At 60.5% G+C, this 26,337-nt stretch carries 22 protein-coding genes and 1 tRNA gene; 14 read left to right on the plus strand and 9 right to left on the minus strand.

The window, feature by feature from the left end; all coding sequences use genetic code 11:
* Positions 1-22: 22 nt before the first annotated feature.
* On the minus strand, positions 23-1,102 hold the full coding sequence (locus RCF49_RS11350) for an LLM class flavin-dependent oxidoreductase (protein ID WP_342639995.1): 1,080 nt from the start codon (positions 1,100-1,102) through the stop codon (positions 23-25).
* A 280-nt stretch (positions 1,103-1,382) separates the two neighbouring features.
* On the opposite strand from RCF49_RS11350, the gene RCF49_RS11355 reads away from it, so the two are divergent.
* Positions 1,383-1,853 carry a metallophosphoesterase family protein gene (locus tag RCF49_RS11355; RefSeq protein ID WP_342644185.1) on the plus strand — a complete coding sequence of 157 codons (471 nt, stop codon included), beginning with the start codon at positions 1,383-1,385 and terminating at the stop codon, positions 1,851-1,853.
* A gap of 12 nt (positions 1,854-1,865) precedes the next feature.
* Here RCF49_RS11355 and RCF49_RS11360 read toward each other — a convergent pair whose 3' ends face one another.
* On the minus strand, positions 1,866-3,077 hold the full coding sequence (locus tag RCF49_RS11360) for an ABC transporter substrate-binding protein (protein WP_342639996.1): 1,212 nt from the start codon (positions 3,075-3,077) through the stop codon (positions 1,866-1,868).
* A gap of 228 nt (positions 3,078-3,305) precedes the next feature.
* Between RCF49_RS11360 and RCF49_RS11365 the strand changes: the two genes are divergently transcribed.
* From RCF49_RS11365 to RCF49_RS11395, 7 genes are all read left to right on the plus strand, one after another.
* On the plus strand, positions 3,306-3,776 hold the full coding sequence (locus RCF49_RS11365; protein ID WP_342639997.1) for a MarR family winged helix-turn-helix transcriptional regulator: 471 nt from the start codon (positions 3,306-3,308) through the stop codon (positions 3,774-3,776).
* A 315-nt stretch (positions 3,777-4,091) separates the two neighbouring features.
* Complete coding sequence (locus RCF49_RS11370; protein WP_342639998.1) at positions 4,092-5,210, plus strand: LLM class flavin-dependent oxidoreductase; 1,119 nt, start codon at positions 4,092-4,094, stop codon at positions 5,208-5,210.
* A gap of 47 nt (positions 5,211-5,257) precedes the next feature.
* Complete coding sequence (locus RCF49_RS11375; protein WP_342639999.1) at positions 5,258-6,022, plus strand: SDR family NAD(P)-dependent oxidoreductase; 765 nt, start codon at positions 5,258-5,260, stop codon at positions 6,020-6,022.
* 99 nt (positions 6,023-6,121) lie between these two features.
* A complete protein-coding gene (locus tag RCF49_RS11380; RefSeq protein ID WP_342640000.1) occupies positions 6,122-6,901 on the plus strand; it encodes an SDR family oxidoreductase in 780 nt (259 codons plus the stop codon).
* A 58-nt stretch (positions 6,902-6,959) separates the two neighbouring features.
* Positions 6,960-8,186: an ABC transporter substrate-binding protein gene (locus RCF49_RS11385; RefSeq protein WP_342640001.1), complete on the plus strand. Its 1,227-nt coding sequence runs from the start codon at positions 6,960-6,962 to the stop codon at positions 8,184-8,186.
* 300 nt (positions 8,187-8,486) lie between these two features.
* Complete coding sequence (locus tag RCF49_RS11390; protein ID WP_342640002.1) at positions 8,487-8,933, plus strand: GNAT family N-acetyltransferase; 447 nt, start codon at positions 8,487-8,489, stop codon at positions 8,931-8,933.
* Between the two features lie 156 nt (positions 8,934-9,089).
* Positions 9,090-9,563, plus strand: coding sequence for a VOC family protein (locus RCF49_RS11395; protein ID WP_342640003.1), 474 nt, complete (start codon positions 9,090-9,092; stop codon positions 9,561-9,563).
* A 174-nt stretch (positions 9,564-9,737) separates the two neighbouring features.
* Here the strand turns inward: RCF49_RS11395 and RCF49_RS11400 are convergent, their stop codons facing one another.
* Positions 9,738-10,655 carry an aminotransferase class IV gene (locus tag RCF49_RS11400; RefSeq protein WP_342640004.1) on the minus strand — a complete coding sequence of 306 codons (918 nt, stop codon included), beginning with the start codon at positions 10,653-10,655 and terminating at the stop codon, positions 9,738-9,740.
* 174 nt (positions 10,656-10,829) lie between these two features.
* Between RCF49_RS11400 and RCF49_RS11405 the strand changes: the two genes are divergently transcribed.
* From RCF49_RS11405 to RCF49_RS11425, 5 genes are read left to right on the plus strand one after another with little or no spacing between them, the layout of a single operon-like run.
* Positions 10,830-12,359, plus strand: coding sequence for an amidase (locus RCF49_RS11405; protein WP_342640005.1), 1,530 nt, complete (start codon positions 10,830-10,832; stop codon positions 12,357-12,359).
* A 48-nt stretch (positions 12,360-12,407) separates the two neighbouring features.
* Positions 12,408-13,520, plus strand: a complete 1,113-nt coding sequence (locus tag RCF49_RS11410; protein WP_342640006.1) for an ABC transporter substrate-binding protein — start codon at positions 12,408-12,410, stop codon at positions 13,518-13,520.
* A gap of 37 nt (positions 13,521-13,557) precedes the next feature.
* Entirely contained in the window at positions 13,558-14,667 is a 1,110-nt protein-coding gene (locus tag RCF49_RS11415) for an ABC transporter ATP-binding protein (protein ID WP_342640007.1), read from the plus strand.
* A gap of 3 nt (positions 14,668-14,670) precedes the next feature.
* Positions 14,671-15,603, plus strand: a complete 933-nt coding sequence (locus tag RCF49_RS11420) for an ABC transporter permease (protein WP_342640008.1) — start codon at positions 14,671-14,673, stop codon at positions 15,601-15,603.
* Complete coding sequence (locus tag RCF49_RS11425) at positions 15,600-16,421, plus strand: ABC transporter permease (RefSeq protein ID WP_342640009.1); 822 nt, start codon at positions 15,600-15,602, stop codon at positions 16,419-16,421. Before RCF49_RS11420 ends, RCF49_RS11425 begins: the two co-directional genes overlap by 4 nt.
* Here the strand turns inward: RCF49_RS11425 and RCF49_RS11430 are convergent.
* Positions 16,418-17,404, minus strand: coding sequence for a sensor domain-containing diguanylate cyclase (locus RCF49_RS11430; RefSeq protein WP_342640010.1), 987 nt, complete (start codon positions 17,402-17,404; stop codon positions 16,418-16,420). The genes RCF49_RS11425 and RCF49_RS11430 overlap by 4 nt on opposite strands.
* Before the next feature lie 739 nt (positions 17,405-18,143).
* Here RCF49_RS11430 and RCF49_RS11435 point away from each other — a divergent pair.
* Positions 18,144-19,511 carry a hypothetical protein gene (locus RCF49_RS11435; protein WP_342640011.1) on the plus strand — a complete coding sequence of 456 codons (1,368 nt, stop codon included), beginning with the start codon at positions 18,144-18,146 and terminating at the stop codon, positions 19,509-19,511.
* Between the two features lies 1 nt (position 19,512).
* Here the strand turns inward: RCF49_RS11435 and RCF49_RS11440 are convergent, their stop codons facing one another.
* From RCF49_RS11440 to RCF49_RS11460, 5 genes are all read right to left on the minus strand, one after another.
* On the minus strand, positions 19,513-20,748 hold the full coding sequence (locus RCF49_RS11440) for an NAD(P)/FAD-dependent oxidoreductase (protein WP_342640012.1): 1,236 nt from the start codon (positions 20,746-20,748) through the stop codon (positions 19,513-19,515).
* A gap of 114 nt (positions 20,749-20,862) precedes the next feature.
* Positions 20,863-20,935, minus strand: a tRNA-Lys gene (locus tag RCF49_RS11445).
* A gap of 144 nt (positions 20,936-21,079) precedes the next feature.
* Entirely contained in the window at positions 21,080-22,288 is a 1,209-nt protein-coding gene (locus RCF49_RS11450; protein ID WP_342640013.1) for an ABC transporter substrate-binding protein, read from the minus strand.
* A 36-nt stretch (positions 22,289-22,324) separates the two neighbouring features.
* Entirely contained in the window at positions 22,325-24,403 is a 2,079-nt protein-coding gene (locus tag RCF49_RS11455; protein WP_342640014.1) for a hydantoinase/oxoprolinase family protein, read from the minus strand.
* Entirely contained in the window at positions 24,400-26,205 is a 1,806-nt protein-coding gene (locus RCF49_RS11460; RefSeq protein WP_342640015.1) for a hydantoinase B/oxoprolinase family protein, read from the minus strand. The genes RCF49_RS11455 and RCF49_RS11460 overlap by 4 nt, the downstream gene beginning before the upstream one ends.
* Positions 26,206-26,337 lie beyond the last annotated feature (132 nt).

The raw sequence follows: 26,337 nt of genomic DNA on the forward strand, positions 1-26,337 counted from the left end.
CCACATGCCAGCGGCTGTTGCATCACGCCGGTACCGCTGGCGGCGTTTCGGTTGTTTTCGACCGACGCGCGAATTCCGGCATGACCTCACGGACGAACAATTCGATCGTCTTCTTCTGCATCTCGAAGGGTGTGTTGAAGCATATGGCCAGAACCATCTCGTCGACCCCCGCCGCCTCATAGGCCGCGAGCTTCTCGATCACCTGGTCAGGCGTGCCGAACAGCATCGCCTCTCGGACCACCTGCGGGTCGTAATTGGCACGATTGACGACCGTGTCATACGACACCTTCTCGGGAAATCCGTAATCGACCGTTCCGATATTGTGGAACAGGTTCTCGAAGCTTCTGCCGTAATCGATCGAGAGCTTGACCGGGATCTCCCAATCCTCGTCTCGCTCGTAAACACAAGCCCGCCGCAGCATCAGGAATTTCGGCCGCGGCACGCCGGGATTATCGGCCATGGCCTTGCGGAACTTGTTCGCGAGATTGATGACTTCGGACATGGGCGAGGAGAGTGGCGTCGCCATGATGTTGGCGCCCACCTTGAAGGCCCAGTCGTAGGTGTCGGGATCGCGCGCCGCGATCCAGATCGGCGGGTGAGGCTGCTGCACAGGCCTGGGCACGGAGGTAGAGCTCGGAAAGCTCCAGATCTTGCCCTTATGCTCGTAATTGCCTTTCCACAATTCCTTCACCGCCGGCACCAGCTCGCGCATATAGGCGCCGCCCTGCTGCTGAGGCAGGCCGCCGGCCAAGCGGTCGAACTCATACTGGAATGCCCCGCGGGCAATCCCCAGTTCGAGGCGTCCATTGGTCAGGTGATCGCAAAGAGCAGCTTCACCAGCAAGCCTTAGCGGATTCCAGTAGGGCGCGACGATGGTCGCGGTGCCCAGCCGAACGCGCTCCGTGTTATCGCCCCACCAGGTGAGTAGCGTGAACGGGTTGGGGGCGATCATGAATTCGATCGTATGATGCTCCGGAGCCCACAGCGTATGAAACCCGCCCTCGTCGGCCATTCTCACCAGGGTGAGGAGGTTTCTTTTGACCTCCGCCATGTCCTTGTCGGGACTGAAGCGCTCCATATGGAGGGATAGAGAGAATTTCATTCCCGCTCTCTTCCTGCATGATTGGGTGTTAGGCGGAACATCCACATTCTGCGAACCGACTGCGCGCCAACCGCCCGGATACTGCGCATTGACTGCCAAACTCTGGCGATCGTATACGCGTCCTGTCCCCTCGCCATTCAACTCAATACACAAAGGCGGGAGCCCCTATTCCTACAAATCCTATGAGATCCGCCGCCTTCAAGCGCGCTTGCTCGCGCTGCGCCTTACCAGCCTTGGTGCAGCACTGGTCCATCGCGGGGAATTGAGCGACACTGGCGCGATGCTGAAGGTCGGAATCCTATCGGACACCCACGGCCTCCTCCGGCCGCAGGTGAACGACGCTCTCGCCGGCGTGGATCATATCATCCATGCCGGTGATATCGGTCGACCGGAAATCATTGAGGCGCTTCGCCGGATCGCGCCCGTCACGGCAATCAGAGGCAATATCGATACCGCCATCTGGGCGCAAATCTATCCGGACAGCCAAATGGTGAACCTGGGTGGGCGCTGTTTCTACGTCCTGCACGACCTCAAGACGCTGAGGGACGATCCGCGATCATCCGGCATTGATGTCATCGTCTCTGGCCATTCCCATCGGCCGCGGATCGAAACCATCGACGGCGTGCTCTATCTCAATCCCGGAAGCTGTGGGCCGCGACGGTTCAGCTTGCCCGTGACCATCGCGACCTTGGCGCTGGATGAGAACCGGATCGAGCCGCGCCTTCACCATCTCGATGCCACCGCACGCTGAGAAGAACGCTGCTCAGTTGGCGTGCTTCAGCAAGGGGCAGGCGCTCTCGGCTTCTGAGACGAACGCGTCCTTGCCTGCCAGCGTTCTCACCGGCTTGTAGTAGTCCCATGGGCCTTTTGAGTCCTCGGGAGATTTCACCTGGAAAAGAGTGAGGCCGTAGATGGCGCGACCATCGGCGCGGATATGTGCGTCTTGCCCGAAATAGTCCATGGGCATCGCCTTCATCTGGGCCACGACTTTGGCCGCGTCCGTCGTCTTTGCGGCATCGATGGCCTTGAGGTAGTGGATGATGGTCGCGTAGGTCGCCGCGTGCTCGCGGGTCGGCTTGCGCCCAAAGCGCTTTTCGAACTGCGCCGACCATTGGCGTGTCGCCTCGTTCATATCCCAATAGAAGCTTTCGGTCAGCAGCAGGCCTTGCGCGGTGGGCAGGCCGAGCGAATGGATATGGGAGATGAACATGATCTGCCCCACGAGCTGCTGCCCGCCCTGGGGCAATCCGAACTCGACCGCCTGTTTGATGGCGTTGGTGGTGTCGTCCCCCGCATTGGCAAGACCGATGGCCTCCGCACCTGAGGTCTGCGCGGCCAGTAGATAGGAGGAAAAGTCGCTTGATCCCTGGGGATGGCGCACACCGCCGACGATCTTCCCTCCATTGGCCTCGATGATCCGCGAGCTTGCGGCTTCCATCACATGGCCGAACGTATAGTCCGCCGTGATGAAGAACCAGTTTTTCGCGCCGCTATCCAGCACAGCCTTGGTGGTGCCGGCCGAGAGGGCCCGCGTATCGTCGGCCGTGTGAATGCTGAATGGCGAGCAATTCTTGCCCGTAAGATCCTCCGAAGCGGCGCCTGAAATGAGGAACACCCGCTGCTTGTCGCGCGTGATGTTCTGGACGGCGAGCGCCACCGATGAGGTGTTGACATCGGCAATGGCGAGCACGCCCTGCTCGTCGATCCAGCGGCCCACGATTTGCGCGCCCACATCGGGCTTGTTCTGATGGTCGGCAGCGAGAATTTCAACAGGTCTGCCCAGCGCCGTTCCGCCATAATCCTCGACCGCCATTTTGGCTGCCACGACGGTGCCGGGCCCCGATGTATCGGCATAGGGTCCGGACATATCATTCATCACGCCGATTCTGATCGGCGCCTTTGCAGCATCATCAGCGATCGCCACACCATGTATGGAGATGATGGCGAGAATGCTCGCCCAAATCCGCAGTCGCAAGGTTTCCTCCCATACCGTTCCGCCGGGTTATGCGGTTCGTGTTCTATCGTTCGCGGCTTGGGCCGCGTTTGGCAGGCTTGACGAGCGGCTATCGCGCCAGCATTTAGCTGACCTCAATAGCAACAGCGTTCTGACTGTCGCACATGATAGTACCACATGGAACTTATCACGACTGCAGTCTTCGCGGAAGTCTGAGCGCGGATTCACAAACAGGGGCGATTCAACGACATGCCGAGCTTGCGCCATATCGAGGTCCTTGAACGAAGCCGGGTGAAGCACGGCTATCGCATAGCCGTATTGACGAACTGGTATAAAGGCCGGCCGTACAAGTACTTCGAAAAGCAATACCTCCTGAACGAGTCCGAAGGCGCAGCGCTGTTTTGTCTTGGCCAGACAAGTGGACTGACCGCCACCGATATTTGCGAGATAACCGGTCGCCCAAAGAACAGTATAAGCCGTGCACTCACAGTGCTGCTCTCGCGCAAGCTCATCGTGAGAACAGCCGATGTTCGCGATAAGCGCCGGAAAATCCTGGATCTTACACCGGAGGGATTTCGCATTTTCAAGGATGTTGAGGAGGAATTTGTCGCCAGCGAGCGGAAAATGCTGAGCGCGCTCGATCCTGCGGAGATGGAGACACTGGATCGGCTTTTGTCCAAGATGATCCACGAGACGGTGAAATGGGCGCGTATCTATTGACTTGTGCTTGGCGGTCTCTCAACACGAAATGACGTCGGCTGAATTGCCGAACTCCGCTCAGTCGACCTGACTTTGCTCGAGCCATATTCTTCCCCGACGTTACGTATCAGCGGGGTCCTGCGGCCTATACATCGGCAACTCTAACCGCGAAACCATAGGTTCCACGGCTTCGATGGAAGCCCCTTGATGCCGTATACGGACCGCGTTATGGTTCCATATAGAACTATTAAGCAGACCAGCTGGCCTCGCCATCGACCCAGCAACAAGGCCCGTGCCGTCGCGCAGACCCGTTCGAGGGTGCAGTCGGGAGGAATCATGGATTTCGGTATTTTCAATTTGATGGGCTACCGCAGCCAAGGCACGTCCACGCGCGAGATACTTGAAGACGCCGTCGCTTTGACCAGGCTTGCCGATCAAGGCGGGCTCGGCATTTCTTGGTTCGCTGAGCATCATTTCTCGAACTACGGCATTTGCCCCTCGCCGCTGATGATGGCGGCTTATTGCATTCCCCAGACTCGACGCATCAAGCTCGCCACCGGCATTCTCGTCATTCCGCTTTATTCGCCGGTGCGGGTTGCCGCCGAGATCGCGATGCTCGATGCCCTATCGGAAGGTCGCCTCATTGTCGGCGTCGGAACCGGTTATCAACCCTATGAATTCGAGCGGTTCGGTGCAGATCTCGGCGCGTCCAAACAGATCTTCGCCGACTATATGGAGATCATCGAACGCGGTTTGACGGAAGAGTTCGTCGAGCATGACGGCGCGGCCTATGCCCTGCCGAAGACCCATATTGCATCGCGCCCCCATCGCGGGCTGCCTCAGATCTGGGTCGCAGGACATGCGCCCGAGGTCCACCATTATGCGGCCCAGCGCGGCTTTCCCATGATCGTCAATGGCCGCTTCTACTCGATCGATGAAGTCGCCGCGCAGCGGCCCATTCTCGAGCAGGTCATGGTCGATGCGGGAAAGCGGCCCGAGGATCTCCGCTGGGGGCTGCTCCGCTATTGCTGCGTGACAGATGATCCGCGCGAAGCGGAAAATTATGCCGAGAACGCACGCTGGCAATTGCGTGTCGCAACCTCTTTGCGCCGCCGCGAGGAGGTTCAGGCCGGTACGATGATGCTGGGCGACAAGCCGTTCCCCAACGAGCAGACCATGGAGCAAATCCTCGCCAGCCAGATGATTGGCGATGTTGAAACGTGCATCGCCCGCGGTGTCGAGGAAATCCGGCGCACTGGCGTCGATCACATCGCCCTTTACTTTCAGGTCGGCGATTACCCGCACCGAAAGGCCATGCGCTCACTGGAGCGTTTCATTACGGATGTCGTGCCCGGCATCGAGAAGGAACTTGGTCCACTCGGCGCACTGACGAAATCGCGTGTCGAGCCCGCGCGCCGTGAAGAACACCGCATGGCGAGTGGCATTGGTGCCTGAACGGATGAAACGACAACAATGTTGATTGGGGGGATAAGATGCGAGGCTTGTCGGGAGCTGCCTTTGTCGTAACTGGAGCTGGATCAGGGATCGGCCGGGCCTGCGCTTTGCGTCTGGCCGAAGAAGGATCCTCTGTCCTTGCCGTCGACCGCAATGCCGGAGCCGTCGCGGAAACTGCGCGCCTTGCCTCATCGGAAGGCCGCATCCTGGCTTTCGAACAGGACGCGACCGCTCCCGATGCCCCGAAGCGCGTCATGGCTGAGGCTAGAGAGCGCTTCGGCCGCATAGATGGCCTGGTCAACAATGTCGGGCTTGGCAATCCTAAATCCGTGGCGGTGACGAGCGATGATGAGCTCGACCACTACATGAACATGAATTTTCGCGTGACCTTTCGCTTCTCGCGTGAATTCGTCAGCCAGAACGCGGCGACCGGCGGCGCCATCGTCAATGTCTCGTCCGTCTTTGGGCTGATGGGCTTTCTGGGGGCTGCCACCTATTCCGCAGCGAAGGCGGCGCTCATCGGTCTAACGAGGCAGATGGCGACGGAATTCGGCGAGAACGGCATCCGGATCAATGCGGTTGCGCCCGGCTTGATCATGACGCCGGCTCATACCGAGGAGCGCCAAACGCAGAACAAGTGGTTCTACGACACATTCCTCTCGAGCACGCCGCTGGGACGCGCGGGTGATGCCGACGAGGTTGCGGCGGCCGTAGCTTTTCTGTGCTCGCAGGATGCCAAATACATCACCGGGCAGGTGCTCGCGGTGGATGGCGGATGGTCCATTTCGAAACGCGTCTCGACGATCCGCTAGAGCATTTTCGAGCGAAGTAGAAACCGGTTCGCGTGAAGAAAATGCGACCAAGCAAGAAGTTAGAGCGGAAAAGCTCTAGCCCCAAGAGGGAGGAAGCAAATGCGGCTGCAGGGCAAATCGGCCATTGTGACCGGCGCGGCCAGCGGCTTCGGCCGGGCGATCGCCACCGCCTTCATTCGCGAGGGCGCGTTTGTCGTCATCGCCGATCGCAACGAAGAGGGGGCGCACCTGATCGCATCCGAATTGGGAGAACGGGCGATAGCCTGCACAGGCGATGTGGCATCGCTGCAAGATGTGGCAGCGATGGTCGAATGCGCACGCAGGCATTTTGGTGGCCTCGATATTGTCGTCAACAACGCGGGCATTCTCAACACGAAGGCATCATTGACGGATGTCGATGAGGAGACTTTCGATCGTCTGTTCGCCACCAATGTCAAATCGCACTACTGCATGGCCAATGTCAAATCGCACTACTGCATGGCGCGCGCGGCCGTCCCGCTGTTCCGCGAGCAGGGGCGCGGTGGTTGCATCATCAATCTCGGCAGCACCGGCGCGATCAGGCCGCGGCCCGGCGTCACCTGGTATAACGGCACCAAGGGCGCGGTCCATGCGATCACCAAATCGATGGCAATCGAGCTTGCCCCTGACCGCATCCGCGTGAACGGCATCGCACCAGTGACCGCGCCGACGGGTATGCTAGACTCACTCCTCGGCGGCACACGCACTGCTGAAGGTCGCGATTCCATCATTGCCACAATCCCTCTGGGCCGCCTGTGCGAGCCGGAAGATGTGGCCAATACCTGCCTTTATCTCGCCGATGACAGATCGTCATTTATCACCGGCGCCATCATCCCCGTCGATGGAGGGAGGACGATTTAGCAGGCAATCACGCCTGGCAATGAGACCGGGCGCAAAAACACGAGAACTGGAGGGAACGATGCGGTTGGCTATGTTGGGGATGGCGCTTGCCGTCACCCTGTTCGCAAGTCCTGGGCAGGCGCAAATCAGCGTAAAGATCGGCGTTATGAACGATCGTGGCGGCACCTTCGCCGACATGGCCGGCGAGGGATCGGTCCGCGCCGCCGAGATGGCGGTCGAAGATTTCACTGCCGACCACAAGGATCTCAAGGTCGAGATTATCTCGGGAGATCACCAGAACAAGCCAGACATCGGCGCCGCCATGGCCCGGCAGTGGTATGATCAAAACGGCGTCGATGTGATCGTGGATGTGCCGACATCTTCGGTGGCATTGGCGGTTCATCAGGTTACACGCGAAAAGAACAAGGTTCTGCTGGCCACGGGACCCGCCGTGCAGGATCTTACCGGCGCGCAATGCTCGCCCAATACCGTCCACTGGGTCTATGACACGTGGTCCCTCGCCAATGGGACAGCCCGTGAGGTCGTCCGCCGCGGTGGCAAGGAATGGTTCTTCCTCACGGCCGACTATACCTTCGGACACATGCTGGAAGCCGAGGCGACGAAAGTGATCGAGGCCGGCGGTGGCAGGGTGCTCGGCGCGGCGCGGCATCCTTTCGTCACGTCGGATTTTTCCTCTTTCCTCCTGCAGGCGCAGAGTTCCGGCGCCAAGATCGTAGGCCTCGCCAATTCAGGGGCCGATGCCGTGAACAGCATCAAGCAGGCAGCCGAGTTCGGCATCGTGCCAGGCGGCCAGACGCTTGCGGCCATGCTGCTCATGGTCACGGATATCAAGGCTCTGGGCCTTGAGACGGCACAGGGCCTCGTGCTGACGGGCGCCTTCTACTGGAACCTGAACGACGACACGCGGGAATGGTCCCGCCGCTTTGCCGCACGGAACAATGGCAAGATGCCCACCCAGATCCAGGCGGGTGTCTATTCGAGCATCATTCATTATCTCAAGGCCGTTGAAGCGCTGAAAAGCAAGGATAGCGGGGCGGCCGTGGTGGCCAAGATGAAGGAAATCCCAACCGATGATCCCCTGTTCGGGCACGGCACCATCCGGCCGGACGGGCGCAAACTGCATCCGCTCTATCTGTTTGAGGTCAAGAAGCCGTCAGACTCCAAGGAAGAGTGGGACGTCTATAACGTTCTCTCGACCATCCCCGCAGAAGAAGCCTTCCGCCCGATGAGTGAAGGCGGCTGCCCACTGGTGGAAAAGACTGTCGCCCAAGGCGCGAAGCAGTGAAATCGGTCCCGCGCGCTTGATCGATCTGGGTCCTGAGCCTGCAAGCCGCATCGCCGGGACCAGATCGATGCAGACGTCCCCTCACTGTACCAGCCAGCGCGCTCCACAGCGCGATCTTGAGCATTTCGAGCGAAGTGAGTACCGGTTCGCGTGAAGAAAATGCGGTCACTCAATAAGTTGAGCGGTTTCGCGGTTCAAAGAAAAGCGAAAGCGCTCGTGTCGGTACTCTCCCGTTGCGTCGGTTCCGGTCGCAGAACATATATGTTTCCCCCTTGAGGAAATGGCGCGGGGAGATGAGGGATGATCCGGAAAGCAGTGAAGAACGATGAGGCCGCCATTCGGGCATGTGCCGAAAGCGCCTATTCGCAATATGTCACCGTGATCGGGCGTAAGCCTGCGCCCATGCTTGCTGATTATGGATCGCAAATTGCTGCTGGTCAGGCCTATGTGGCGGTCGGCGAGGGAAATGACCTGCAAGGCTTCATCGTGTTCTATCCCGAAGAAAACCACATGCTGCTTGAAAATGTCGCCGTGCAGCCTGCGGCGACGGGCCGAGGAATCGGGAAATCGCTGGTTCGGTTCTGCGAAGATGAAGCGCGGCGTCTGGGTCTTGGATCCGTGCGTCTCTACACGAACGAAAAAATGACAGACAACCTCTCGATCTATCCTCGCCTTGGCTACATCGAGGTTGGTCGCCGCACGGAAGATGGCTTCAACCGGGTTTTCTTCGAGAAGCATTTGAGCTGACCAGAGAAGGTTCCGTCCCGCCCCCACTCCTTACCCTCCCTGCACATCTCTGCGCCCCTGCTGCCCCTTCCCCTGAGACATTTGACATGGGCAGTGGACAGGGTTGTTATTCGACCATCAAGGATGCCGCCTTCTATTGTCAGAGGAAGGATCATCATGATGAAGGTCATCCAGCATCTCTGGTTCGAGAAGGACATGGCTTCCGCCATTGCCTTCTACACTTCGCTGATACCCGGATCGTCCATTCACTGGATTTCGGGTCTGCCGGCCGAGACCCCGAGCGGGCCCGAAGGCAGCGTCAAGATCGCGGCCTTTACGCTCGGTGATCAGCGCTATATGGCGATTGAGGCCGGCCCTCTCGATCCATTCAACCACAGCTTTTCGATCATCGTCGAATGCGAAACCCAGAGCGAGATCGATCATCTCTGGGATGCGCTGAAAGCAGGCGGTTCCGAGGAGCAATGCGGATGGCTGAGAGATCGGTGGGGCCTGTGCTGGCAGATCACACCCAAGCGGCTTGGCGAGCTGATGAGCGATCCCGACCCAGATAGGGTTAAGCGCGTTGCCGAAGCGATGCTCAAGATGGTGAAATTCGATATCGCTGGCCTGGAAGCGGCGGCGAACGGCTAATCTTCAGCGGCGCCATAGTGCTCGAGGCGGACCACGGCCAGCCAGCCCGAGTTATGAAGAGCGCGGGAGGGCCGCTGCACTCTTATATAATCGTGCAAAAGCCCCCGTCAGGTTTGAACAGAGGCAGCTTGCCTCAACTCACGGCGCCCATCACACCCATCACATCTCTGAGCCTTATGGCCTCGGCTCGAGCTTGCGCACCTCTGTGCGGTGCCAGCCTTCCTCGTGCTTGCGCCAGTAAGCGGCCTTCAATGCCAGTGAGATCGGGCCCGGCCTGTCATTGCCGAGGATTGTGCGGCCGATCCGTGAGACGGGCATGACGCCGCCCGCTGTCGTGGCGGCGAAGATCTCGTCTGCAGTCTCCAGCAATGCGCGCGGGATGGGACAGATGCTGGCCTCGATGCCCATCTCTTGGCAGAGCTCGAGGACGGATTTGCGGGTGATGCCATGGAGGGAACCCCGGTCCGGCGTCATGACCTTGCCGTCCTGGACCACGAAGATATTGAAGCCCGGTCCCTCGGTCACGAAACCCTCGGCATCGCACAGGACCGCTGTGTCGAACCCATTGTCGTGAGCTTCGAACAGGCCGGAGGTGAGATCGCTCCACTGGTAGTTCTTCACCGTCGGATCGACCGATGCATCGGGGACCCTGGGCGTCGAGGCGATCCAGAGATGCGCGCCTCGCTCCTGCACATCTTTGGGAATCACATCGATCCAGGGGATGGCGTAGGCGACCAGATGATTGTCGCAATCCTGCGGTCGGCGCGAGCCCGCGATTCGTGGCCGGCCACGCAGCGCCACCATGGCCACATAGGCATCATCGAGGCCGGACAGGCCAACGCAGCGATGCAGGATCGCTTCAATCTCCTCACGGCCCTCCTTCGGCTTTAGCCGCCGCGCCGCCATGGACGTCATGAACCGGTCGAGATGATCGTCGAGCCGGAAGAAGCCCTTTCGAAACACGTGGACAACGTCATAGACGCAATCCGAACGGGTGAAGCCCCAATCGGTTACCGGGATTTTTGCTTCGTTGATCGGCACGAACTGGCCGCCGACATAGGCGGCCCCTGCCGCGAATTCCGCCAAGTCCATAATTTCCCTCCCTGAAGCCGCGACATACGACCTTACTCAATTCCATATTGCCCAGCGATCGGAGCCATCCTAGTCTTTGCGGTGCAACAATATCCTGCCGCGTTCAAGAATACTCAACCAAGTGGCAGGTTGACATCGGGGGTGAAGATCCGTGCTGGGGAGTTGCATCGACGGATGAGTATAGAAGCACCATCAGCCAAGGATTTCGAGGCGCTTTCGCAGCGGTTCGGACTGCGCCTTTCCGAGGCGGAACGGGCAGCCTTCGTCAGCTTTGCCGAGGGCGTCAAGCTGTCTTATGACCGGCTCGATGAGGTTCCGGATCCCCAGCCACCCCGGTTTGCCGGCGAGCGCTCTCCGGGCCATGCGCCCCGTGACGCTGACAATCCCTACAATGCCTGGGCGTGGATAAGCGAGATCAAGGGCAGCGCGAATGGCCCGCTCGCCGGTGAGCGCATCGGCGTTAAAGACAATATCGCGGTGGCCGGCCTGCCCATGCGCAATGGCAGCCGCACGCTTGGCAATTTCGTGCCCACCATCGATGCCACCGTGATCACGCGTATCCTCGAAGCCGGCGGCATCATCGCTGGCAAGACCACCTGCGAGGATCTGTGCTTCTCCGGCGGCAGCCACACCAGCTGGCCAGCGCCCATCAAGAACCCGCGCAAGCCCAGCCATGCTGCCGGCGGCTCTTCCAGCGGCAGCGCCGCCGCGATTGCCGCAGGCGATATCCGGATGTGCCTCGGTGGTGACCAGGGTGGCTCGGTCCGCACCCCTGCGAGCTGGTGCGGCATCGTCGGCCTCAAGCCCACCCACGGGCTCGTGCCCTATACCGGCATCTTCCCGGTGGAGCCGACCCTCGACCATTGCGGGCCGATGGGGAGAACCGTCGAGGATGTCGCCCCGCTGCTGGCCGTGATTGCGGGACCTGACGGCCTTGACCCGCGGCAGCACAATGCGGTCGTTCAGGATTACCTGAGCGCGCTGGATTCACCCCTGCAGGGGCTGAAAGTCGGCGTTGTGAGGGAAGGCTTCGGTCGACCGGAAAGCGACCCCGCCACGGATGAGACCGTGCGCGGTGCGCTGCAGGCACTGCAACGCCAGGGCGCCCAGCTCGAGGAGGTCTCTATTCCGTGGCACCTCGAAGGCTTTCATGTCTATACTGCGATCGTGCTCGAAGGCATTTCCGAGATGATGCTGAAGGGCAATGCGATGGGCTACGGCTGGCAGGGATATTATTCGGCCGAGATGCTGGAAGCCTTCGGGAGGAATTGGCGCGCGCGTCCCGATGAGCTGCCGGTTGCGGCCAAATTCGTGCTTCTGACCAGCGAATATATCCGCGACAAATATTATGGGCGGCACTATGCCAAGGCGCAGAACCTGCGGCGGAAGTTCCGCGCGGCCTATGACGAGGCCTTGAGCCGGTTTGACGTTCTCGCAATGCCGACCATCCCCTTCCGCGCACCACCGCTGCCGGAAGCCGATTGCGGGCCGGAAGCTACCATCCTGCATTCCTTCAATATGGAAGGAAATACCGGTCCCTTCGATGTGACCGGACACCCAGCCATATCGGTGCCCTGTGGCATGGTCGATGAATTGCCGGTGGGCCTCATGTTCATCGGCAAGGCCTTTGACGAGGTCAGTGTCCTGAGGGCTGCGCACCATCTGGAGCGCATCGCGCAGGCAGAAGGTCAATGGACCCCATAACAACCCTGCATAGAGCTGCGCGCGAGATCGGAAAGGGAGAGGGAGACAATGATGATCGATCGTTCGAGGCGCTGGTATCGGCTGACCCGCCGCGGCCTGCTCAAAGGCACCGTTGCTGGCATGGGCCTCGCTTTGGCCGGGCCGATGGCCTCATCGCGACTGATGGCTGCCCAAGCCGAAGACCAGCTGAGCATGATGGGCTGGGCGGACTATATCAGCCCCGACAATATCTCCGCTTGGGAGAGCGCCAACAATAGCCGCCTCATCTATGATTCCTATGCCAGCAATGACGAGATGTATTCGAAGCTTCAGCTGGCCCAGGGCAATAGCGGCTATGATGTGGGCATGAACACCGACTTCATGATCAAGCTCTTGATCGACAAGCAGTTGATCCAGAAACTGGACAAGTCGCAAATCCCGAATATCGGCAATATTCGGCCCGAAGTGGCCAATCCGAATTTTGATCCCGGCAACGAATATACCGTGCCCAAGAGCTGGGGCTCGCAAGGCTTCATCTATGACAAGTCTGTGATCACCCGGCCTATGAAAAGCTGGAATGACTTTCTGGAGGCGGTGGTGAATGAGGCCAGCGGCCAGGTCTCTCTGCTGGATGATCCCTTGGCGATCGCCCCGCTATTCTGGTCGAAGGGCCTGTCCTGGAACAGCACGGATGAAGCGGCGCTCAAGGATGCCGAGGAGCAGGTCGGTAAACTGGCCACGCACATCAAGGCGTTCAACTCCTATCCCGTCCAGGATGTGGCATCGGGGTCGGTGATCCTCGCGCAGTGCTGGAATGGCAACGCCAAGCAGGCGATCGATTCCTCCGGCAATGAGAACCTCGTCTTCGTTTATCCCGAGCCGATCTCGGAGATGTGGCTGGACAGCTATCATCTGCCGGTGGGCGGCAAGCACCCGAATGCTGCCCATTCCTGGATCAATTTTGTGCTTGATCCGGAAGTCGCGGCACGCGAGGTCACCTATACTGGTTTCCTGTCGCCGGTGGCCGGTGTCGAAAACAAGCTGGATCCGAGTATCGCCGATCACCCGCTGATCTTCCCGCCAGCCGATGCGCAGAAGCGTGGGGAGCGCACGGTGCGCAACGAGACCTATGATCGGCGCATCGCCATTCTCACCAAGTTCAAGGCGGCGGCAGCTCAGTGAGAGCTGCACTCAAGCCCTTCACATCCCGGAAGTGAGGATGGCAAGCGAAGTCAATATCGTTCGGATCAGCAAGGCTTATGGCGCGTTCAAGGCTGTCGACGAGGTGTCCCTGCGGATCAGGCAGGGCTCCTTCGTATCGTTGCTCGGCTCGTCCGGCGCGGGCAAGTCGACCGTCCTGCGCATGATCGGCGGCTTCGAGCTGCCCGACACCGGCCGGGTGGAAATCGGCGGCAACGATGTGACGCAGCTTCCGCCCTACCGGCGGGACGTGAACACCGTGTTCCAGAATTACGCCCTGTTTCCGCATATGAGCGCCGCCGAGAACGTGGCCTATGGCTTGCGGCAGGACCGCGTGCCTGCTGGTGAGCGGCGCAAAAGGGTGCGGGATGCGTTGGACATGGTGCAGATGCTGTCCTTTGCCCATCGCCGCCCCACGGAGCTCTCGGGTGGTCAGCAGCAACGCATCGCCCTGGCGCGCGCCCTGGTGAAGCGCCCGTCCGTGCTGCTGCTCGACGAGCCGCTCGGTGCGCTCGACCGCAAGCTGCGCCAGCAAATGCAGATCGAGCTCAAGCTCCTGCAGGCACAACTCGGCCTCACCTTCATCTTCGTCACCCATGACCAGGAGGAGGCGCTGGCCATGTCGGATCAGATCGCCATCATGCGCGATGGCCGGATCGAGCAGCTCGGCAGCCCGACGGAGCTTTACGACACGCCGCGCACTGCTTTCGTCGCCAGCTTCATCGGTGCGCAGAACTTCCTCAATGGCACGCGGATCGCCGACACGAACCGCCTCGAAGCCGAGGGCGCCCAGTTCACGGCAGGGCGCGTGGCTGAAGGCCTGCAGCCCGGGGCCAAGGCGCTTGGCGCGGTGCGGCCCGAGCATGTGGCGTTGACCAGGGATGAGCCCGTAGACCAGCCCAACCGTATCGCCGGCCAGGTCGCCGCTGTGGTGATGCTGGGCGATGCGCTGGAATATCTCATCAAGCTCGAAGGTGACCGCGACCTGATCAGCAGGGTGCAAAGGGGCCGCGCGGCCGGCCTGCCGAACACGGGCGAGGCGGTGTGGGCAAGCTGGGATGCTGCCCATTTCAACCTCTATCCCCACGAGGACCTTCAGGTCCAATCGAGCAGGATGATGAGCAACTGAGCAATGGCACAGGACTCGACCGCGCCGAGCCTCACCTTAACGCCAGGCCTGAAGGCTTGGCCCGTACCGCGCTGGATCCTCGCATGGCCGGCGCTGGCCTGGTGGATCATCTTCTTTGTCCTGCCGCTCGCCTGGATCGTCCTCTATAGCTTCGGCTCGAAACCGCAAGCGACAGAGCAGGGCTTCGTCTCCCTGAAGTCTCTTTCCCTCGACAATTACCTCGCGGCAACCAGCGAGCTCTTCTTCAATGTGTTCCTCGGCACGCTGCAGATCGCTGGTATCGGCACCATTGCCTGTGCGCTGATCGGCTTGCCCGTCGCTTATACGCTCGCCTATTACGTGGCGCCACGCTGGCGGCCCTTGCTCGTCTTCCTGCTGATCCTGCCCTTCTGGACAAGCTTCCTGCTCAGGACCTTCGCCTGGCGGATCATCTTGGCACCCCAGGGCACCTTGTCCAAAACGCTGCAGTCGCTTGGCATTCTTGATGGTCCTTTGCTCGTGCTGGACACCAGCTGGGCCGTCCAGCTCGGCATCGTATACAATTACCTGCCCGTAATGATCCTGCCGATCTACGTTGCCTTCGAGCGGATAGATCCGGCACTCGCCAAGGCCAGCATGGATCTGGGCGCAGGGCCCATCCGCACCTTCTTCCAGGTGACACTGCCACTCGCAGCCCCCGGCCTGTTCGGCGGCCTGCTCCTCACCTTCATCCTCGCCGCCGGTGATTATGTGGTGCCCACCATTCTCGGCGGCACCAAGGGGCTCATGGTCGGCAATCTCGTGGCAACCCAGATCCTGTCGGCCCAGAACCTTCCCATCGGTGCCGCTATGGCCATCCTGCTCATTCTGATGCTGGCGCTGACAGTCATCGTCGGGATAGTGCTCCTGTGGGCTGTCTCGCGCGCACTGCGTACGATGCGGGGAGCGGCCCTATGAGCATTCAGCCGCGCAACATCCGCCGTATCATAGGCCTCACCTGGATGGTGATGGTCTTCATCTTTCTGTTCCTGCCGATCTTCGTGATTATCGCCTATTCCTTCAATGGCGGCCGAAACCTCTATGTCTGGCAGGAATTTTCAACCCGCTGGTATGCGGTCGCGCTGGACAATCCGCGCGTGCTGAGCGCTCTGGCCGTTTCACTGAAGGCTGCCGCCATAAACGCACTCATCGCGGTGAGCCTCGGCATGCTCGCGGGCCTCACCCTGGCGAGGCGCAAGGGGCGCTGGCTGGTGCCCTATGTCATGCTGATCTTTGTGGTATTGGGCACGCCGGAGCTCGTCTCCGCCATCGGCCAGATGATCTGGCTCGACCGCCTCGGCATTTTCGATGGCATCACCCGGCTCTCCATCGGCCATTCCGTGTTCAATGTCGCCGTGGTCACGCTCATTGTCCGCGCCCGGGCGGAGGGCATGGGTGAGCAGCTCGAGCAAGCGGCAGCCGATCTCGGCGCGGTGCCCTGGCGCGCCTTCGTCACCATCACCCTGCCGCTGCTTTTTCCCGCGGTAATGGCAGGGCTGCTCCTGTCCTTCACCTTCTCGCTGGACAATGTGATCACCTCTGTTTTTGTCCAGCGCCCTGGCACGACAACGCTGCCCCTGTATATCCTTTCCTCGTTCAAAGCCGGGCTGAAAGGCGACGTGGCGGCGATCGCGGTCATCATGCTGGGCGTCAGCATCCTTGCGATTGCCATAGCCGCGCTCCTGCTCAATCGAGGCGCACGCCGCGGCAGCGTGATGGGTGGGGCAATGGGCTAGGGCTGCTGCAGTAGTCTCGTTTCGTGGGGTTCTAGAACTGCCGGATCGGCAGCCCCGTCGCTGGCTGCCTTAGAGGTTCGCATGATCAATCGGTTGCGGCCCAGCGATTTTGCCTGGTAAAGGGCCGCATCGGCTGCCTCGAACATGTCAACCGGGCTTTCCGGGCTGCGAAATGTGTCCAACCCCATGGACGTTGTGACAATGCCCCAAGGCGCATTCTGCGTATGCGGAATGGCGAGGTCGGAGATGCTCCTGCGGATCGTCTCGAAAAACGAGAAAACGTCTACCTCACCCGGAATATGGCATGCCAGGAGAAATTCATCTCCGCCCATCCGAAACACCAGGTCATCCGCATTCGGAAGATGACAGATGAGAATCTCGCCTATCCTCTGAAGCACCTCGTCGCCTGCAGCGTGACCATAGGTGTCGTTATAGCCCTTGAAGTTATCGATATCGAGGAGAGCTACCGAGCGGAGCAGTCCGCAGTCCTGCGCCTGCACAAAAGCCGGAAAATCTCGCAAATATGCACGTCGATTTCTAACGCCGGTCAGTGCATCCGTGCTTGCGCTGCGGGCTTCGGTGATGTCGGTAAAAATCCAGATGCGGCCGGCAAGCGCCCCATCCTTGTAAGCCGGAACGCTGCGCCGCGAGAACACCCGGCCATCCTTCAAAACCACCTCGGAGCTTGCACTTTCCTCTGAATTATACAGGCGCTCCACCTCGTCGTGGAACTCCTTGGGATTGCATAAGGAATCGGTGACGAAATCGAGCATGGAGAGTTCATCCCCCAGCTGCATCATCCGCTGCGGGATTCTCCAATGCCGCGCGAAAGCCTCATTGGCATATACCACACCCCGCTCACCGTCGGTCACCAGAACGCCATCTGGAAGCGCATCGAGTATGCGCTCAAACATCGAACGATCAGTCGTCTCTTTAATGTTGGAGGGAGAGCCGAGGAACGCAGACTTCGAGCTTCTGGCCATGTATTATCATCATCGTTAGCGGCGCGAGTTCAGTCTTATACCTCGACTCAGTTAGCAGAAACAACAAACCCCTCACGGAGTCCTCCAGAGGGGTTCACCCGAACACGCATTCTTGCTTGTTCTTGGTAACCCTTCCGCGCTCCAAAACGCGGCAGTTTCCTGAGGGTTGGCCTATATGGTCGCGGTCAAGAAACGAACCGGTAAGCAAAGAACCCAACTGGTCAACGCGGACCTCAGCCTCAGCATGAACCCGCTTAATTTTCTTCCACTGATTAGCCACTCGGAAGCCAGCCGTCATTATCGTTCCCGTCGCCGGGGGTGGCCTGGCAAATTGCCAATGCTGCCGGCCAGAAAATTACGCGGTCTGAAGGAAAGTGCGGGATGATTGGCTGGACCATCGTCGCGGATCGTCGCCCTCCAGATTGGAACCGCGTGATCGTGGGCAGGTTTACTCCAACGTGCAGCAACTTACCTGCTCTAAGTCCCGTCGGCAGGCCCCGGAAGACGGATTTCACCGGACCTTTATCGAAGAGAGTGCGGATGATTGACCTTGCCTTGACGGTGCCCTCCAACCTCCTGGAGACGCCATCTCGTGCATATTCTCGCGGCGGCCGGTCGTTAGCCGCCTTCGATAAGCGGGCCTGGCATGTACAGGGATGAGCTAAGGGCCGACACGTCTTCTCACGTCGGGGCGAAGTGCCTGGAAGAACGGCCCGTCTCACCCCTGCCGTGGATCCAGGTGGCTCCTGACGCGCCCTATTTCATGACGGAGGAAGGTGAGGCATGGGCCCCGGTCGGCCAAAATGATGCGATCACATGGCCAGAGCTGTCGGGGCTTTTCCGCCGGCGCGATCTTGCGACCGCCGAAGCCTATCTGCAGCTTCTGGCCGCCCATGGGGTCACCTGCATTCGGCTGATGCTGGAATATGTTCAGGTCCGACACCGCTTCTTCGAACGGCCTCTCGGCCGGCCCGTCCCGGCTATGGTGGCCCTGTGGGACGATTTATTCGCGCTTTGTGAGCGCTATGGCGTGCGAATCCTGCTCACCCCATTCGATACATTCTGGATGTGGCGGCGCTGGCGGTGGCATCCTTACAACAGCGAGAATGGTGGCGTGCTCGCGCATCCCTCACGCATTCTGCTCTGCGAGAAGAGCCGGGAGGCGATCAAGGCGCGACTGACCTTTGCTGTCGAACGCTGGGGCGGTAGCGGCGTCCTCTTCGCGTGGGACTTGTGGAATGAGATACATCCAGGTCAAGCGGAAGAGAGCGCCGATGGGTTCGGTGAATTCATCCATGATCTCAGCCAGCATGTGCGCCGCCTCGAACAGCGCCTCTATGGCCGCAGTCATCCCCAAACGGTCTCCCTCTTCGGGCCCGAACTGATCTGGCGCCCCCATATGCCGCTTGCCGAACCGATTTTCCGGCCCCCTGATCTCGACTTCGCCAGCATCCACATTTACGAGGAAGGAACGATCGATTTCCCCAGGGACACCGTCGCCCCGGCGCTGGCGATGGGAAAAATCGTCAGAGGCGCTCTTGGGCAGATCCTGGACAATCGGCCATTCATGGATAGCGAACATGGCCCGATCCATTCCTTCAAGGATCACCACATTACGCTGCCGGAAGTTTTTGATGACGAGTATTTCCGCCGGATGCAGTGGGCTCATCTGGCCGCGGGCGGCGCCGGAGGTGGAATGCGCTGGCCCAACCGTCACCCTCACAGCCTCACTATGGGCATGCGGAAGGCCCAGCAGCGGATGGCCACATTCCTGCCACTGATCGACTGGACATGTTTCCGCCGTGTCAATCTGAATTCGGAGGTCCGCTGTCCACCCGGGATTTCCAGCTGCGCCTGTGGGGATGATGCGCAATTTCTCGGCTGGCTGCTCGACACCCAGCAGCGCACGCGCTCCTTGAATCCCGCCGAACTTCGGATCGAGGTTCCGGGCCTCAGAGCCGGCCGATATCGTTTCACGATCCTCGACACGGCGTCGGGCCGGATTGAGGAACGCGCCGATATCATCCATGACGGCGCCGCCATGCTGCCTCTGCCAATACCAGGTTTTTCAGGGGAATGCGCGATAGCGCTGCGGCGCCTTGGCTAGATCAACCCAAGCGCACGGCCCCGCGATCGCCCAAAGACTGATGGATATAGCCGCGACTGACGATCTCAGACACTTCCTCTTTGAGCCAGGCCAGGTCACTGCCGCGGCCCCCGAACCTATTCGGATCATATCGCGACGCCTCCAAGCCGGAGTCCCGACCGGTTGCGATGCACGAGACGAGCTTACCCGTCATTGCTGACCAGGTTACCCCCACCGAATTCATGCCCGTCGCAACGACCAGCCCTTCGATATTGTCCAGCCTGCCGATGAGTGGAAGCCCGTCCGGCGTGAATGACTCCGGTCCATTCACGAACTGCCGGATTGGCGCCGTCTCGAGCGCCGGGAAAATCTCCACCGCACGCAGAAAATAAGGCTCGATCTTATCCCAATTTGGCGGCAGCAACGTGAAGGTGAACGGCACCGGCAAGTCTGCCGGATCGATGGTGAGAGCTGATTCGTCAAAACACCCGAACAGAAGAGAACCGGTCTCCTCCCGCCCATAGAGCAGGTCATCCGGCGCGACAAAGGACGGCGTCTGGCGGCCAAGTCGAGGCGTCACATCCGCGATGAGATAAAAATGCTGGCAGGGCCATTGTGCCAGCTGAATGCCGAGCGGCTCGAGCAGGCCGCGCGACCAAAGTCCGCCGGCGATGACCACCAGATCCGCATCGAGCCATGTGTCCTTCACCCGAACAGCGGTCACCCGGCCGCCGCCTGTGCGGAGCCCGGTAACTTCCGCAGTTTCGACGATGCGAGCCCCCGCGCGGCGGGCCGCGGTGGCATAAGCTTGTGTGAGATCTGAAGGGTTGAGCCGGCCCGATAAGGGGTCGAGCCAGATATCCTTGAATATTTCGCTCGTGAGTAGAGGATTGAGCGCCCTTGCCTCCTCGGCTTTGAGCCAGCGGGAGGGGATGTCGCGTGAGCGGGCCTCACGATTGAACCGATCGAACGTCTCTAGCGTGGCCGACGCCTTGCCGAGAAACAGGCGCCCCGTCCGCAACCAGCCCGTGTGAAGGCTGAGCTCGTCTTCCAGCCGTCTGATCGTTTCGAGGGCGTATAGAATGGGCGCATCATGGTCGGGCAGCGGCTTCCAGGTGATATTGCCGGCCGAGTGCCAGGTGGTGCCGGATGAGAGCTGATCGCGCTCCAGCAGCGTCACCTCGCAACCGGGCTCAGCCGCAAGGTGCCAAGCGACGCTCGTGCCAATGACACCCCCGCCGACCACAACGCACTTCATCGGTGCCCCCGTTCCTCGCAAAGGAGAGACAACGGACAATTGAGCGAAGGTTCTATTCAGCTGTCAAATGCTTCCGGCGATGACCCGGGCGAAGATGCAGGCGCTACTCACGGGTGGGCCCACATGGACTCGGACTATGGACCCGCTGATTAAGAGTCAGCTGCTCTACCAACTGAGCTATGCGCCCACATATCGATGGCGAGGTACCGATGTACCGCGACCTCTCCGACGGCAGTTAGATAGCAGCCTGCCCGGCGATCAACAACCCCCATTTTATACGGACCGCCGATCATCGCTTGCGGCCGTCACGCCCCCGAGCAGCCGCAGCGTTTCACTCGTTCGATGCCTTCTTGAGAAGTCCGCAAGCGCTTTGCTCAAGCGGCACGGCCGTCTCCTCGGCGGGGATGACCTCGAGCATGGTCAGGAGGTCCCATTCGCCTTTCGATTCCGAGGGGGCCTTTACCTCGAAGAGATAGAAGGGACGCGCAACCTTTCCATCCGGCCGTATCTTGCCGTCCCGCGTGAAGAAGTCGTTGATCGGCATGGCTTTCATCTTCTCGACCACCTTCGCCCCATTGCTCGATCCGACGGCTTGGACGGCTTCGAGATAGTGTTTTACAGCACCATAAACGCCCGCATGAATATGGTTCGGCATCTTGCCTTCGATGTCATAGAAGCGCTGCGACCAGGTGCGGGTCTCAGGCGTCATGTCCCAGTAGAAGGGGGCTGCGAACTGCACCCCCTGAGCTGTCTCGAGCCCGAGGGAATGAACATCGTTGATCGTCACACTGGTCCCGACGATCTTGATCCCTTCCGCAACCAGGCCGAATTCAGAGGCCTGTTTGAGGGCATTGGTAAAGTCGCTGCCAGCCGTGGCTAGCGCCACGACGTCGGGCTTTGCCGCCTGTGCCTGAACAAGATAGGAGCTGAAATCAGAGCTGTTGAGGGGATGTGCGGTAGAGCCGAGAACTTCACCGCCGGCAGCTTTCACGAAGCCGGCAATATCGCGCTGCAGGGCATGTCCGAAGGCATTGTCCTGGGTGATGAAATACCATTTCTTGCCCCCGCTCTGCACAACGCCCCGCGCCGTGCCGGCGGCAAGGGCATAGGTGTCATAGGTCCAGTGAATGCCAAAGGGTGAACATGATTTGCCCGTGAGGTCGGACGAGGCGGCGCCCGAAATGAGGAACGGCGTTTTGGTCTCGCGCGTGATTTCCTGAACGGCGAAAGCAACCGAGGAGGCGGGCACGTCCACGATGGCATGCACCTTGTCGACATCAATCCATCGCCGGGCCACGGTTGAGCCCACATCCGGCTTGTTCTGATGATCCGCCGAGATCACCTCGATCCTCTGGCCCAGAACCTTGCCGCCAAAATCCTCCACCGCCATCTTCGCCGCCGTGACCGACCCTGTTCCCGTGAGGTCGGAATAAAGCGACGACTGGTCGTTGAGCACACCGATCTTGAAAGTCGGGCTCTGAGCCTGAGCAAGCCCTAAGGATATGGCCAGAGCGGCCATGCTCACAATGATCCTCCTCACGTGTTCCTCCCGTTATCTTCTATGTGTGGGTGATCGTCAGCCTGTGATCAGAATATTTCCCGTCTCATGTACGCTTGCCCTTTGGCCCGGCAGCAGCACTGTCGTTGTGTCCTGCTGGGCGATGATTGCTGGACCGTTGATCGCTCGTCCCGGCTCCAAGCAACTCCGGGCATAGACGGGGGTGGGCCATGCCTTCCCCTCGACGATCATGGATTGTGCGCCGATCTGCGCTTCACCAGATTGCTCCGTTGCAGCATTCGTCAGTGCCTGCGGCCTCGGCAACTTGCCGCGCGCTGTGACATGCAAAGTGACGAGCTCAACGGGCGTGTCCCTCTGGGCGAAGGTATAGAGCTGCTCATGCAGCTTATGGAAACGTTCGATCGTGTTGGTAAGGGCATCGCCCGTCACATGACGCTCGGTCCAGGGCACGAACAGCTCGTGCCCCTGATGGCGATAGCGCAGGCTCGCGGCCCACTCGGTTTTCTGAGCCTCCGGCGGTATCTGCTCTTGCGCAAGCCATGCTCGCGCGGCCTCCTCCAGATCCGCGAAATTGCGCGCGATCCGGCCGAGGTCGTAATGAGGTGGGCGCTCGATGCAGGTGCGCGCAAAATCGTTGCGGAGATCGGCGACGGTCAATCCGAAAGCCGACAGCACGCCCGGATTCTGCGGCAGGATAATGGTTTTCATGCCGAGTAGCCGCGCGATCTCGGCTGCATGCAACGGCCCTGCCCCACCGAAAGGCAACAGGGCGAAATCGCGGGGATCCCAGCCGCGCTCGACGGAAACGAGCCTTATGGCGCCCACCATCGCATGATTGGCGACGTCGAGAATGCCCTCCGCGGCGTGTTCGACGGACATTCCGAGCGGTTCCGCAATCTTCTCGCGAATCGCCCGCACCGCCGCCTCCCGATCGAGCGCCATCTCCTCACCGAGGATGGTTGGACAGAGCCGGCCAAGCACGAGATGAGCATCGGTGACGGTCGGCTCGGTGCCGCCACGGCCATAGCAAGCAGGCCCCGGTTCAGCGCCCGCGCTCTCGGGGCCAACCGCCAGGCTGCCGCCGGCCGTAACCCTGGCGATCGAGCCGCCGCCGGCACCGATCGTCACCATGTCGATCATCGGCGTTTGCAGGGGCCATTCCCCCACCCGCCCACGCAAGGTGACCGCTGGACTGCCTCGATGGATCAGGCACACATCCGCCGACGTGCCGCCAATATCGATCGAGATCACATTGGGCAACCCCACGGCCATGCCCACATGGGCAGCTCCCAGGGCACCGGCCGCCGGGCCGGACAGCACGGTTTGAATGGGCTGCTCTCGCGCGGTATCAGAACTCACCGCACCGCCGCTGGAGTTCATGAGCAGGAGCGGTGCCTTGATCCCTGAATCCGCGAGCCTCCCCGTGAGCTGGGTGACATAGGAGGAGACCGGGGGCGTCACATAGGCATTGAGGATCGTTGCCATGCTGCGCTCATATTCGCGGAACACGGGCAGCACGTTGCTGGAGAGCGAAAGCCGCGCATCGGGCATGATGTCGAGCAGGATATCGCGAAGCCGCCGCTCATGCGCCGGATTGACGTAAGAGTGCAGCAGGCAGATCGCGATATTGTCGATGCCCCGATCCCGCAACTGCCGGCCTATGGCCTGTGCGGCAGCCTCGTCCAGCGGTTCATGCTCCGCCCCATCCACATCGATCCGGCCGGCGACCTCATGGATCATCCATGGCGGGACGGGGCGTTTTGGCTTCACCCAGGCGAACATGTTCTCCTTGCGGGGAATATCGTGCCGCCCGATCTCGAGAACATGGCGAAAGCCTTGGGTTGTGATCAACGCGGCCTGGGCGCCCTTGCCCTCGAGAATGGCATTGGTGGCGACCGTCGTGCCATGCAGCACTTGCCGTATGGCCTGGGAGTGAAATCCCGCGAGACCTGCGATCTTGTCAATGCCGCGGCGAAAGCCGATTGATTGGTCGCGAGGCGTGCTCGGCGTCTTGGTCACCCGCACGATACCGGATGCGAGATCGAGCGCAACCACGTCGGTGAAGGTTCCGCCAATGTCGATGCCGAGCAGCACACCGGCGCCCGGGAGAGCTGAAGGGGCGGTGTTGCGCGTCATGCGAGGGTCTCCAGATATTGCCGCCGGTGAAACAGGCCGGTTGCCGGCTGGCGCTCAGCCCGCAGCCGCCTCGTTGCCTCTTGGTCGATGTCGAAGTCTGGGCCCGTGAGAACGACGCCATAGTCGCGTTCGGCACTCCGAAGGCTTACGAGGCCGCCGCGCACGTCATCGCGAACCCGTTCGGCCTCTCGATCGAAAGGATGGCCCCAGCCGCCTCCGCCACCCGTCTCAATGCGGAGAATGTCGCCCTTTTTCATGATCGTGCCATCGGCCATGGAGGGCAGGGTCCGCTCGTCCGGCCGTCCGGGATTGATGATGTAGCGGCTCACCCCGCCATTCATTCCCCCTTTGATGCCCCAGGGCGGGAAGACTTCGCCGCCCGCGCGGTTGGACAGCATTGCGGATGGAGCGAGAAGCTCGACCGTGCGCACCACCCCGCAGCCGCCGCGCCAGCGACCAGGTCCACCGCTGTCGCAATTGAGCGAATATTCAAGCAGGCGAACGGGAAAGGTCGCATCCATGAATTCGGCGGGATAGTTCTCCTGTGCAACCAGATAGACAGCGTCGATCCCGTCGGCAAAGGGACGCGCGCCGCAACCAACCCCCACCCCGTCGGTTAGCAGGAACTGAGCACCGCCGGGATCGCGCCCTCGCAGATAATAGAGGCCGTAGACATTATTGGCGGCGACCGCATTGCCCTGCGTGGCAACGCCGACGAGCCCACAGCAGGCAGCGATCATCCGGATCAAAGTGACGCCGCGCTGGCCGAGGCGAGCGGGAGAAAGCGGGCTCAATAGGCTGCCTGGCCGCAGCCGCACCTCGTCGAATATCTGCGCCGCGCCCTCGTTCAAGAGAACCCCTGGAGCATGACCAAGAAAATAAATGCCGAAGATCATGTTCAGCACATGAGGATGCGCCAGATAGTTGATGGGCCCCGGCGCCTGATCATCCGTGCCTGTCGTATCCAGCACAAAGCGCTCGCGATCCGAAATGAGCGTGAAGCGGATGGCGAAGGGTCCATTGCCATGTCCGTCATCGTCCACATGCTCCGTGAAGCTATAGCTGCCGGCCCGGAATACCGAGCGCATTCGCCCGCGGATCGTCTGGCGGGTCTCCTCGATGAGCGAGCTGAACACATTTGCCACGGGCTCGCGCCCGAAGCGCTGGAACACCTCGAGCATTCGTCGCTCACCCAGTCGTATTGCGGCCACAGAGGCCCGCGTATCCCCTAGGATCATCTCGGGAAAGCGAGAGTTTCGCTGAAAGATCCGGAACGCGTCTTCATTCATCACGCCTTCCCGATAGAGACGTACCGGCGGCACGATGATGCCTTCTTGGAAGATGTCGACCGCATCGGGTGAGAGCGAACCGGGGCGCATGCCGCCCACATCTGAGAAATGTGCCCAGGACTGGACGAAGGCTGACAATCTGCCCTCGACGAATATCGGCGCGACATAGACCTGGTCTGGGGTATGCGAGACGGCGCCCTTCGTGCCGTAACAGTCGCTGTACCAGTAGATATCCCCGGGCCGCATTGTCTCCGGCGGATAAGTCTCGAAAATCGGCCGAACGAGATCACCGAAAACCGGGATATTGGTGCCCATGATCAGGGCGCCATCCGCATTGAAGAGGCCGATGAAATAATCCTTCTTCTCGCGGATGAACGGGGACATCGCCGTGCGTTCGAGCAGGGCTTCCATTTCCATCTGCGCAGAGGTGAGCGCTCCCTTCACGATCTCCCTGACGATGGGGTCCACCCGGGTTGAGCAATGGCTCATCACCTGATCTTCGCCTGCCCCCATTCGATCACCCTCTTGTATACATATCGCCTTAGATCAGCATGAACCTATCCCTAATGGCAAGCATCATTCGCCTTATTGTATACATGTCGCGATCCGGGGGATTGTCTTTGCCCGAAAAAACCCTTAGGGAGT

The sequence above is a fragment of the Rhodoligotrophos sp. CJ14 genome, from assembly GCF_038811545.1.
GTDB classification, from domain to species: domain Bacteria; phylum Pseudomonadota; class Alphaproteobacteria; order Rhizobiales; family Im1; genus Rhodoligotrophos; species Rhodoligotrophos ferricapiens.